The sequence below is a fragment of the Auraticoccus cholistanensis genome, assembly GCF_009742705.1.
Taxonomy (GTDB): Bacteria; Actinomycetota; Actinomycetes; order Propionibacteriales; family Propionibacteriaceae; genus Auraticoccus; species Auraticoccus cholistanensis.
Genome location: NZ_WPCU01000005.1, coordinates 826,692 through 837,573 on the forward strand (window position 1 = coordinate 826,692; position 10,882 = coordinate 837,573).

Here is a 10,882-nt window from a genome sequence, read left to right on the forward strand (position 1 = left end):
TGCGCACCCTGGCCGGCGAGCGGCCGGCCGAGGGCGACGTCGCGGTGCACGTGCCGTGGCGGCTGCTGCCGCAGTCGATGGACCTGCTCGACAGCCGCCTCACGGTGGTGGAGAACGTGGCGGTGCACGCCCCCACCGCCACCCCGGGGCAGATCCGCTCCCGGCTGGCGCGATTCCTCTTCCGCGGCCGGGAGGCCGACCTGCCGGCCGGGACGCTGTCGGGCGGTGAGCGGCTGCGCGCCACCCTGGCCTGCCTGCTGCTCGCCGAGCCGGCACCCCAGCTGCTGGTCCTGGACGAGCCGACCAACAACCTCGACCTGCCCAGCGTCGAGCACCTGGTGAGTGCGCTGAACGCCTACCGCGGCGCGCTGCTGGTGGTGAGCCACGACCGGCCCTTCCTGGACGAGCTGCGGCTGGACCGGGTGGTCGACCTCGACACCCCCGGACCGACCGGGCCCGAGGGGATGGGACCAGAACCCGCCGCCGACGTGGACGCACCACCGGCACCGGACGACCATTGACATCGACCGGGAGGCTCCATAAGTTGCTCAGCGCAACATATTAGAGACGGGAATCACCGATGACGCCCCCTGCTGCCAGCGACGCACCGACCGCACCGCTCCACGTCACCGTGTGGGGTGAGAACCGGCACGAGCAGGTCGAGGAGCACGTGCGGGCCATCTACCCCGACGGCATGCACACCACCATCGCCGAGGGCGTGGTGGCCGAGCTCGGCCCGCAGGTGGCCGTGCGCACCGCCACCCTGGACGAGCCCGAGCACGGTCTCACCGAGGAGGTGCTGGCCGCCACCGACGTGCTGACCTGGTGGGGTCACGCCGCCCACGCCGAGGTGTCGGACGAGGTGGTCGAGCGCGTGCACCGCCACGTGCTGGCCGGGATGGGGCTGGTGGTGCTCCACTCCGGGCACTGGTCGAAGATCTTCACCCGGCTGATGGGCACCACCTGCACCCTGCGCTGGCGCAGCGAGCACGACCGCGAGCTGGTCTGGACCGTGGACCCGACGCACCCGATCGCCCAGGGCGTCCCGCACCCGATGATCATCCCCGAGGACGAGATGTACGGGGAGCACTTCGACATCCCGGCCCCGGACCAGCTGGTCTTCCTGTCCACCTTCAGCGGCGGGGAGGTGATCCGCTCCGGGTGCTGCTTCTTCCGCGGCCACGGCCGGATCTTCTACTTCTCCCCCGGCGACCAGGACTACCCGGTGTACCACCACGAGGGCGTGCGCAAGGTCATCGCCAACGCCTGCCGGTGGGCGGCCACCGACCGTCCCCGCCGCGAGCTGCCGGTGCTGCTGCGCTACGAGACCGGGGACTTCTACCGCGGCCACGGCTACACCGGGCCGATGGGGTGAGCGCGCCGGAGCCGCTGCCCGTGGTCGTCGTCGGTGCGGGCGCGATGGGCCGGGCCTGGCTGCAGACGGTGCAGGCGGGCGAGGATGCCGAGCTGGTCGGCGTGGCCGACCTGGACCTGGCCGCCGCCCGCGACGCGGTGGCCGCCCTGGGCCGTCCCGACCTGCCGGTGGACGTCGACGTGCTGGCGCTGGCCGCCCGCACCGGAGCCCGGGCCGTGGTCGACGTCACCGTCCCCGCCGCCCACCACCCGGTCACCACCGCCGCGCTGTTCGCCGGGCTGGCGGTGCTCGGGGAGAAGCCGGCCGCCGCCACGCTGGCGCAGGCGCTGTCGCTGACGGCGGCCGCCGAGGTCACCGGCCAGCTGTTCGCCGTCAGCCAGTCCCGCCGTCACAACCCGCGGCTGGCACGGTTCCGCGAGCTGGTCCGCGGGCTGGGCGCGGTGGGGTCGCTCTCGGCGGACTTCTTCCGCGCCCCCCGCTTCGGCGGCTTCCGCGAGGAGATGGCGCAGCCGCTGCTGGTCGACATGGCCATCCACCACTTCGACGCGGCCCGCTACCTGCTCGACGTCGAACCGGTCGCGGTGTACTGCGAGAGCTGGAACCCGCCGTGGAGCTGGTACGCCGGCGACGCCTCGGCCTCGGCGGTCTTCGAGCTGGCCGACGGCAGCCGCTTCGTCTTCGACGGCTCCTGGTGCGCGCCCGGCGAGGAGACGTCGTGGAACGGGCACTGGCGGGTCAGCGCCGAGCACGGCACCGCCGAGTGGGACGGCGAGGGTGAGCCGCGCAGCAGCGCCGCGCCCGCCCAGGACGCGGCGCCGGACGCGGGCGCCGTCGGGGAGGGGATCGCCGGTGCGCTGACCGGTTTCTGCGCCGCCCTCCGCACCGGTGCACCGGCACCGGGCGAGGTGCACGAGAACGTGCTCAGCCTGGCCATGGTCGAGGCCGCGGTCGAGTCGGCCACCACCGGCGGCCGCGTGCTGCTGGACGACGTCCTCGAGCGCGCCCGCCGCCGGGCCGTGGCCGAGGAGATCCGCGACGACGTCCGCGACGTGCTGACCGGCTGGCCCTCGGTGCGCGAGGCGCTGGCCCGCGGCCGTGACGGGGCGAGCCCGCCGCGGCACGAGATCCTCCCGACCTCCGACCCCGACCCGAGGAGCCCGGCATGAGCCTGGTCTGCGGCATCGACTCCTCCACCCAGAGCTGCAAGGTGCTGGTGGTGGACACCGCCACCGGCACGGTGGTCCGCGAGGGACGGGCCCGCCACCCCGACGGCAGCGAGGTCGACCCCCGGCACTGGTGGGACGCCCTGCAGGCGGCCGTGGCCGACGCCGGTGGGCTGGACGACGTCGCCGCCGTCTCCGTCGCCGGCCAGCAGCACGGCATGGTGGCCCTGGACGCCGACGGCGAGGTGGTGCGTCCGGCGCTGCTGTGGAACGACACCCGGTCGGCCCCGCAGGCCGCGGCGATGGTCGCCGAGCTCGGCGCCGAGGCGTGGGCGCGGCGGACCGGCTCGGTGCCGGTGGCCTCCTTCACCGGCACCAAGCTGCGCTGGCTGGCCGAGCACGAGCCCGGCAACGCCGCCCGGGTGGCGGCGGTGGCCCTGCCGCACGACTGGCTGACCTGGCGGCTGCTCGGTCACGGGGAGCCGGGCCGGGCGTCCCTGGACGCCCTGGTCACCGACCGCTCCGACGCCTCCGGCACGGCCTACTGGTCCCCGGCCACCGGCGACTGGGACCGCGAGCTGCTGCAGGCCTCGCTGGGCCACGACGCCGTGCTGCCCCGTGTGCTCGGCCCCTCGGAGCGGGCCGGGACGACCCGCTCGGCGGGCGCCGTCCCCGACGGCCTGGTGGTCGGTCCGGGCTCGGGCGACAACGCCGGCGCGGCGCTCGGGCTGCTGCTCGGCCCGGGCGAGGTGGCGGTCTCGATCGGCACCAGCACCACCGTCTTCGCCTCCACCGAGCAGCCGGTGGCCGACGCGACCGGCACCGTCGCCGGGTTCGCCGACGCGACCGGGGCGTTCCTGCCGCTGGTCTGCACCCTCAACGGCGCGCGGGTGCTGGACACCGTGGCCACCCTGCTCGGGGTCGACCACGACGGCCTGGGCGAGCTGGCGCTGGCGGCCGAGGCCGGCTGCGGCGGGCTGGTGCTGCAGCCGTGGTTCGAGGGCGAGCGCACCCCCAACCTGCCCGAGGCCACGGCGACCCTGTTCGGGATGACGCTGGCCAGCACCACCCGTCCCCGGCTGGCCCGGGCCGCCTTCGAGGGGCTGCTCTGCGGGCTGGCCGACGGCGTGGAGGCCGTGCAGCGGGTCGGCGTGGAGGCCCGCCGCGTGCTGGCCATCGGCGGCGCGGCCCGCTCCCGGGCGCTGCCGCGGATCGCCGCGGAGGTCTTCGACTCCACCGTCGAGCTGCCCGCGCCCGGGGAGTACGTCGCCCTCGGGGCCGCGTTCCAGGCCGCCTGGGTGCTGACCGGTGAGCGGCCCCGCTGGGACCGCTCGGTGACCGAGAGCCACCCGTCGCAGCACCAGCCGGTGATCCGGCGCCAGTACCGGGACCGGCTACCCGAGGCGGCGCGCGAACAGCTCGGTCGGATCGGCTGAGAACACCCGGGCGGTGACCATCAGCGCCGCACCCAGCACGCCGGCGGTCTCGCCCGAGCGCGACGGCACCACGCGCAGGGTGTGGGTGGCCAGCGGGATGGACTGGCCGTAGACGACCTCGCGCACGCCGGCGACCAGGTGCTCCCCCGCCCGGGAGATGCTGCCCCCGAGCACGATCACCGAGGGGTTGAGCAGGTTCACCACGCCTGCCAGCACCGCACCCACGTCGCGGCCGGCCTGGCGGACGGCGTCCAGCGCGCGCTGGTCGCCGGCCCGGACCAGGGCGACCACGTCGGCGCTGGTGCGGGCGTCCAGCCCCTGCTCCCGCAGCCGGGCGGCGATCGCCGGCCCGCCGGCCACCGCCTCCAGGTCGCGGACGTCCTCGGGCGGGCGGGGCGCGTCGGGCACCCACGGCACCCGCAGGTGGCCCAGGTCGCCGGCCGAGCCGGAGGCGCCGCGCTGCAGCACGCCGCCGGCCACGATCCCGGCGCCGATGCCGGTGGAGACCTTGACGAAGAGCAGGTCGGCCACGTCGGGCCAGACGGTGCGGTGCTCGGCCAGCGCCAGCAGGTTCACGTCGTTGTCGACCAGCACCGGCACGTCGAGCTCGAGCCGGCCCCGGACCTCGGCCGGGATGTCCACCCGGTCCCAGCCGGGCATGATCGGCGGCGTGATCGGCCGCCCGGTCGAGTGCTCCACCGGGCCGGGCACCCCGATCCCGATCCCCACCACGTCCGCCGGCGCGCGCCCGCGACCGGCCAGCAGCCGGCGTCCCTCCTCCAGCACGAGCGGCAGCACCCGCGCCGGGCCGTCGGCCACCGCCAGCTCGAGGGTGGACGCGGCCAGCACCGTCCCGGAGAGGTCGGTGACGGCGACGGTGCCGTGGGTGGCGCCCAGGTCGACCGCGAGCACCAGCCCGGCGGTGGGGTTGAACTCCACCCGGGCGGGAGGACGCCCGCCGGAGGAGGTTGCCTCGCCGGCGGCGCGGACCAGCCCGGCACCCACCAGCGCCTCGACCCGGGCGGCCACCGTGGAGCGGGAGAGCCCGGTCTGCACCACCAGCTCGGCGCGGGTGCGCGGCCGGCCGTCGCGCAGGACGTCCAGCACGTCGACGCTCGCTGAAGGGTGGTGGTCCACCTTCTGAGTAAAGCACAGCGGATCGCCGTCCCATCCTGCTCGGCTTTTGCTTGACACTCGGCAAAAGCGCCAGCAGAGTGGGGACCGCGACGGGGCAGCCGCTCCGCGCGACCCCCAGCCCCTGCAGGAGCACCGTGAACCTCTCCGTCCAGCTCTACACCGTCCGTGAAGCCGCGAGGGAGGACCTCCCCGGCACCCTGGCCCGCCTCGCCGAGCTCGGGCTGACCCGGGTCGAGCCCTTCGACCTGCTCGGCTTCGGCCCGGCCCTCGCCGACGCGCTGCAGTCGAGCGGGCTGACCGCCCCGACCACCCACCAGGGCTTCATCGGGCGTCCCGAGAACGAGCTGGACCAGCTGTTCGCCACCGCCAGCTCGATGGGCATCGGCACCGTCATCGACCCGCACGTGCCGACCGAGCGCTGGCAGTCCACCGAGGACGTCGCCGCCACCGCCGAGGCGCTCAACGCCGCCTCCCGCATCGCCGTCAACCACGGCGTCACCGTCGGCTACCACAACCACGCCCACGAGATCGCCTCCCGGCTGGAGGGCGTCACCGCGCTGGAGTACTTCGCCGGGCTGCTCGCCGACGACGTGGTCCTCGAGGTGGACGCCTACTGGGTGGCCGTGGGCGGTGAGGACCCGCTGGCGCTGATCGAGCGGCTGGGCTCGCGCGTGGTCGCGGTGCACGTCAAGGACGGCCCCGGCACCGCGGAGGTGAAGGACCAGGTCGCCGTCGGCCAGGGCAGCCAGCCGATTGCCGAGCTGGTGGCCGCCACCCCCGGCGCCCTCCACGTCATCGAGCTCGACGACTGCCGCGGCGACCGCTTCCAGGCCGTGGCCGACAGCGTCGCGTTCCTGCAGCAGCTCGCGGACCAGCAGGACGCCCGGTGAGCGCGGGGACCGGACGCGTCGGCGTCGGCGTCATCGGCGCCGGCACCATCTCGACGCAGTACCTGACCAACCTGACCAGCTTCCCCGACCTCGACGTGCGCTTCGTGGCCGACCTCGACCTCGAGCGGGCCCGGTCGCAGGCCGAGGAGTTCCGCGTCCCGGGCTCGGGCTCGGCGGAGCAGCTGCTCGCCGACGACGCCATCGAGATCGTGGTCAACCTGACCGTGCCGGTGGCCCACGCCGAGGTGGCCCGGGCCGCCCTGGAGGCCGGCAAGCACGTCTGGAACGAGAAGCCGATCACCCTCGACACCACCTCCGCGCAGGAGCTGCTGGAGCTGGCCGACCGGGTCGGGCGGCGGGTGGCGACGGCCCCCGACACCTTCCTCGGCGCCGGCCTGCAGTCCGCGCTGCGGCTGGTGGCCTCGGGCCGCATCGGCACCCCGATGAGCGCCCACAGCATGATGCTGAGCCCCGGCCCGGAGTCCTGGCACCCCAACCCGGACTTCCTCTTCGCCGTCGGCGCCGGCCCGCTGTACGACATCGGCCCGTACTACCTGACGGCCCTGGCCCAGTTCTTCGGCCCCGTCACCCGGGTGCACGCCACCCTCAGCCAGTCCCGCACCGAGCGGGTCATCGGCTCCGGCCCGCGGGCGGGGCAGACCTTCCCGGTCGAGGTCCCCACCCACGTCACGGCGCTGTACGAGTTCGCCAGCGGGCAGACCGCCAGCTCGACGTTCAGCTTCGACTCCCACCTGCGGCGCGTCCAGCTGGAGGTCGCCGGCACCGACGCGACGCTGGAGGTGCCCGACCCCAACACCTTCGAGGGCGACCTGGTGCTGCACACCGCCGGCGAGGCGCAGACGCTTCCCAGCACCGGCTCCACCTCCACCCGCGGCACCGGGGTGCTGGAGCTGGCCCGGGCCATCCGCGCCGGGCGTCCGGAGCGGGCCTCGGGGGCGCTGGCCTTCCACGTCCTCGACGTCATGCAGGCCACCATCCAGGCCGGCGAGTCGGGCCAGCCGGTGGACGTCAGCAGCCGCTTCGAGGTGGTGGAACCGCTGGCCGAGGACTGGGACCCCACCGAGGCCACGCTGTGAGCCCGGCGGACCGCACCGGGGCCCCCGGGCCCGGGGTCGGGGTGGTGGGCGGCGGGTTCATGGCCCGCGTCCACTCCCGCGCCGCCCGCTCGGCGGGGGCGCGGCTGGTCTCGGTCACCTCCTCCTCGCCCGAGCGCTCGGCCGCCGCGGCGGCCGAGCTGGGCTTCGAGCGGTCCGCCGCCTCGCTGGCCGAGCTGCTCGACGACGAGGCCGTCGAGGTGGTGCACGTCTGCACCCCCAACGCGCTGCACGCCGAGCAGGTGGAGGCCGTGCTGGCCAGCGGCCGGCACGTGGTCTGCGAGAAGCCGCTGGCCACCCGGGTGGCAGACGCCGAGGCGCTGGTCACGGCCGCCACCGCCGCCGGCGCCGTGGCCACGATCCCCTTCGTCTACCGTTTCTACCCGCTGGTCCGCGAGGCCCGGGCCCGCTTCGCCGCCGGCGGGTCGGGGCGGATCAGCACGGTCGTCGGCAGCTACCTGCAGGACTGGCTGCTGACGGCCGAGGACGACAACTGGCGGGTGGACGCCGCCGCGGGTGGCGCCTCCCGCGCCTTCGGCGACATCGGCTCCCACCTCGTGGACCTGCTGGAGTTCGTCACCGGCGACCGGATCGTGGCCCTCTCCGCCTCCACCAGCCGCCTCTACGACGAGCGCGGCGGGACCCCGGTGCAGACCGAGGACGCCGTCGCGCTGACCCTGCGCACCGCCGGCGGCGCGATCGGCTCGCTGGTCGTCTCGCAGGTGGCGCCCGGCCGCAAGAACCGGCTGCAGCTGGAGGTCGCCGCCGCCGAGCAGAGCCTCTGCCTCGACACCGAGCAGCCGGAGACCGTCTGGCTGGGACGCCGCTCGGGCAGCCTGCTGCTCCCCCGCGACGCCGACCAGCTCTCCTCCGACGCGGCGCGGCTGTGCACCGTCCCGGCGGGGCACCCGATGGGCTACCAGGACGCCTTCGACGCCTTCGCCGCCGACACCTACGCCGCCGTCCGCGGCGACGTCCCCGAGGGCCTGCCCCGCTTCGAGGACGGCCTGCGCGCCGGCCGGATCACCCAGGCCGTGCTCGACTCCGCCGCCACCGGGAGCTGGGTCCAGCTGTGACCCCGAACCCGGCCCCCCGCCCTCACCCCCGCCGGGAAGTGGTCGGGGACGACCGGCGGACGCCTCCGGACCGGGCCCTCAGCCGTCGTCCCTGACCACTTTCCGCAGAAGGAGCGCACCATGACCACCGAATCCACCCACCCCGTCACGCTGTTCACCGGCCAGTGGGCCGACATGCCCTTCGAGGAGCTGGCCGCCAAGGCCGCCGCCTGGGGCTACGACGGTCTGGAGATCGCCGCCTCCGGCGACCACCTCGACCTGCGGCGCGCCGACGAGGACGACGCCTACGTGCAGAGCCGGCTCGACATCCTCGACAAGCACGGCCTCAAGGTGTGGGCCATCAGCCACCACCTCGGCGGCCAGGCGGTCTGCGACGACCCCATCGACTTCCGCCACCAGGCGATCCTGCGCGACTACGTCTGGGGCGACGGCGACGCCGAGGGGGTGCGGCAGCGGGCGGCCGAGGACATGAAGCGCGCGGCCCGGGTCGCCCGCAAGCTCGGCGTCGACGTCGTCGTCGGCTTCACCGGCTCCAAGATCTGGCCCTACGTGGCGATGTTCCCGCCGGTGCCCGCCTCGGTGATCGACGAGGGCTACCAGGACTTCGCCGACCGCTGGAACCCGATCCTGGACGTCTTCGACTCCGAGGGCGTGAAGTTCGCCCACGAGGTGCACCCCTCGGAGATCGCCTACGACTACTGGACCTCGGTCCGCAGCCTGGAGGCCATCGACCACCGCGAGGCCTTCGGCTTCAACTGGGACCCCTCGCACATGATGTGGCAGAACATCGACCCGGTGAGCTTCATCGTCGAGTTCGCCGACCGGATCTACCACGTCGACTGCAAGGACACCCGGCTGCGCCCGCAGAACGGCCGCGCCGGCGTCCTCGGCTCCCACCTGCCGTGGGGCGACCCCCGCCGGGGCTGGGACTTCGTCTCCACCACCCACGGCGACGTGCCCTGGGAGGACGCCTTCCGCGCGCTGAAGTCCATCGGCTACGCCGGCCCGATCTCGATCGAGTGGGAGGACGCCGGGATGGACCGCGAGCACGGGGCCGCCGAGGCGGTCGAGGCGATCCGCAAGCTGCTGTGGAAGCTGCCCGAGGCGTCCTTCGACGCCGCCTTCAGCAACCAGTGAGGGCGCGGCGGCTCAGCCCGCGGAGAGGGTGGCGGCGAAGGCGGCCAGCTCGTCGTAGCTGACGTCGCCCGACACCACGGTGGTCACCTCGTCGGCGACCAGCACCAGCGAGCGGGTCCGCCCGTCGGCCGAGACGTGCTGCTGCCACTCCTGGTCGCCCACCGTGGTGGTGGCCTCCGGCCGCCCCTCGCGGGTGACGTCGGCCACGAAGGGCGCCGCCGGCCCGTCGGCCTGCTCGACCGCCAGGTAGGTCTGGCTGGGATCCAGGTAGCCGACCACCCAGCGGTTGCGGTCGGAGGGCTCGCCGTTCAGCCCGGGACGGCCCTGCGGCGTCCAGGTGACGCGGGTGGGGACCCAGTCCGCCGGCAGCTGCTCCGGGGCGAGCACCGGCCAGGGCGCCTCGTCGCGGGCCACCGTCAGCACGGGCCGGACGTCCACCGGCTCCACCGGGTAGTCGTCCAGCCGCACGGTGAGCAGCGCCCCCAGCAGCAGGATCGGCACCAGGATGACCGCCAGCGACCGGAACATGTCCGCCGGGTTCGAGCTGGTTCGGTCTCTGCGGGCCACGTCGGCCATCCTCCCCCATCGCTGCGGTCCGCCCAAGTCGCGCCGGACACCCCCGGGGCGTGGCCGGTCCGCCCGGCCGGGTCGGCGAGCGGGCCGTACAGTGCTGGCGTGCCCGCGCCCGAGCCCGTGTCCCTGACCACCCTGGCCCGGGCCCAGGGTCCCCGCGGCGAGCTGGCCCTGCGGGAGCGCCGCTCCCCCGGCACCGCGCCCGTGCACGAGCTGGTCGTCAACGGCGCCTTCGCCATGGACAGCGCCGAGGTGGCCTCGGAGCGGCGGCTGGCCGAGCTGGTGGCCGAGCGCGGCCGGCTGGGCCGGGTAGTGGTCGGCGGGCTGGGGCTGGGCTACACCGCCGCCGCCCTGCTCGACGCCGGCGTGCAGCGGCTGGAGGTGGTCGAGCTGGAGCCCGACCTGGTCGCCTGGGCCCGCGCCGGCCTGACCGAGCAGCTCGGCCGGGTGGCGGCTGACCCCCGCTGCACCCTCCACACCGCCGACGTGGTGAGCTGGCTCGAGGAGGCTGCGACGGGCTGGGCCGACGCAGTGCTGCTGGACGTCGACAACGGCCCCGACTTCCTCATCCACCCCGACAACGCCCGGCTCTACAGCGCGCCGCTGCTGGCGCGCGCCCTGGCGCTGCTGGTGCCCGGCGGGCTGCTGGCGGTGTGGTGCCAGGGACGCACCCCGGAGCTGCAGCAGGCGCTGACCCGGCTCGGGCCGACCGAGGAGGTGGTGGTGCCGGTGCGGCGGGGCCGTCACGCCATCGGCTACGCGATCTACCTCACCACGGCCCCCGCTATCGTGCAGCCATGAGCCAGAGCACCGAGCAGGACATGCGGATCGAGCGGGACACCATGGGCGAGGTGCGGGTGCCCGCCCAGGCCCTCTACCGGGCGCAGACCCAGCGCGCCGTCGAGAACTTCCCGATCTCGGGGACGCCGATCGAGCCCGCCCTGATCCGTGCGCTGGCCACCATCAAGGGCGCCGCCGCC

General features: G+C 75.0%; 11 protein-coding genes and 1 pseudogene. 10 read left to right on the forward strand and 2 right to left on the reverse strand.

Translation table 11 applies throughout. From position 1 onward, the window contains the following. From GC722_RS17740 to xylB, 4 genes are all read left to right on the forward strand, one after another. Positions 1-521, forward strand: a 521-nt coding sequence (locus GC722_RS17740) for an ATP-binding cassette domain-containing protein (protein ID WP_197429942.1), incomplete at its 5' end; no start/stop codon positions are given. Between the two features lie 59 nt (positions 522-580). Beyond that, positions 581-1,375, forward strand: a complete 795-nt coding sequence (locus tag GC722_RS09720; protein WP_156609672.1) for a ThuA domain-containing protein — start codon at positions 581-583, stop codon at positions 1,373-1,375. Continuing rightward, positions 1,372-2,541 (forward strand): Gfo/Idh/MocA family protein, encoded by a 1,170-nt coding sequence (locus GC722_RS09725; protein WP_331714620.1) that lies wholly within the window; start codon positions 1,372-1,374, stop codon positions 2,539-2,541. The genes GC722_RS09720 and GC722_RS09725 overlap by 4 nt, the downstream gene beginning before the upstream one ends. Further along, positions 2,538-3,974 carry a xylulokinase gene (gene xylB, locus GC722_RS09730; RefSeq protein WP_156609673.1) on the forward strand — a complete coding sequence of 479 codons (1,437 nt, stop codon included), beginning with the start codon at positions 2,538-2,540 and terminating at the stop codon, positions 3,972-3,974. The genes GC722_RS09725 and xylB overlap by 4 nt, the downstream gene beginning before the upstream one ends. Here xylB and GC722_RS09735 read toward each other — a convergent pair. Beyond that, positions 3,933-5,111 (reverse strand): ROK family transcriptional regulator, encoded by a 1,179-nt coding sequence (locus tag GC722_RS09735; RefSeq protein WP_331714621.1) that lies wholly within the window; start codon positions 5,109-5,111, stop codon positions 3,933-3,935. The two genes, xylB and GC722_RS09735, sit on opposite strands and share 42 nt — an antisense overlap. A gap of 134 nt (positions 5,112-5,245) precedes the next feature. On the opposite strand from GC722_RS09735, the gene GC722_RS18955 reads away from it, so the two are divergent. From GC722_RS18955 to GC722_RS09755, 4 genes are all read left to right on the forward strand, one after another. After that, the gene (locus tag GC722_RS18955; RefSeq protein WP_331714622.1) at positions 5,246-6,001 is read left to right on the forward strand and encodes a sugar phosphate isomerase/epimerase family protein; all 756 of its coding nucleotides are present in this window, start codon (positions 5,246-5,248) and stop codon (positions 5,999-6,001) included. Then, positions 5,998-7,098: a Gfo/Idh/MocA family protein gene (locus tag GC722_RS09745; RefSeq protein ID WP_331714623.1), complete on the forward strand. Its 1,101-nt coding sequence runs from the start codon at positions 5,998-6,000 to the stop codon at positions 7,096-7,098. The genes GC722_RS18955 and GC722_RS09745 overlap by 4 nt, the downstream gene beginning before the upstream one ends. Then, positions 7,095-8,192 carry a Gfo/Idh/MocA family protein gene (locus GC722_RS09750; RefSeq protein ID WP_331714624.1) on the forward strand — a complete coding sequence of 366 codons (1,098 nt, stop codon included), beginning with the start codon at positions 7,095-7,097 and terminating at the stop codon, positions 8,190-8,192. Before GC722_RS09745 ends, GC722_RS09750 begins: the two co-directional genes overlap by 4 nt. Positions 8,193-8,312: 120 nt before the next feature. Further along, positions 8,313-9,329: a sugar phosphate isomerase/epimerase family protein gene (locus GC722_RS09755; RefSeq protein ID WP_156609676.1), complete on the forward strand. Its 1,017-nt coding sequence runs from the start codon at positions 8,313-8,315 to the stop codon at positions 9,327-9,329. 12 nt (positions 9,330-9,341) lie between these two features. Here GC722_RS09755 and GC722_RS09760 read toward each other — a convergent pair whose 3' ends face one another. Then, on the reverse strand, positions 9,342-9,896 hold the full coding sequence (locus GC722_RS09760) for a DUF4245 domain-containing protein (protein WP_197429943.1): 555 nt from the start codon (positions 9,894-9,896) through the stop codon (positions 9,342-9,344). Positions 9,897-10,004: 108 nt separating this feature from the next. On the opposite strand from GC722_RS09760, the gene GC722_RS09765 reads away from it, so the two are divergent. Both GC722_RS09765 and aspA read left to right on the forward strand, forming a co-directional pair. After that, positions 10,005-10,703, forward strand: a complete 699-nt coding sequence (locus GC722_RS09765) for a spermidine synthase family protein (RefSeq protein ID WP_156609678.1) — start codon at positions 10,005-10,007, stop codon at positions 10,701-10,703. Next, a pseudogene (aspA, locus tag GC722_RS18300) lies at positions 10,700-10,882 on the forward strand (aspartate ammonia-lyase); the annotation flags it as partial. The gene GC722_RS09765 and the pseudogene aspA, both read left to right, overlap by 4 nt.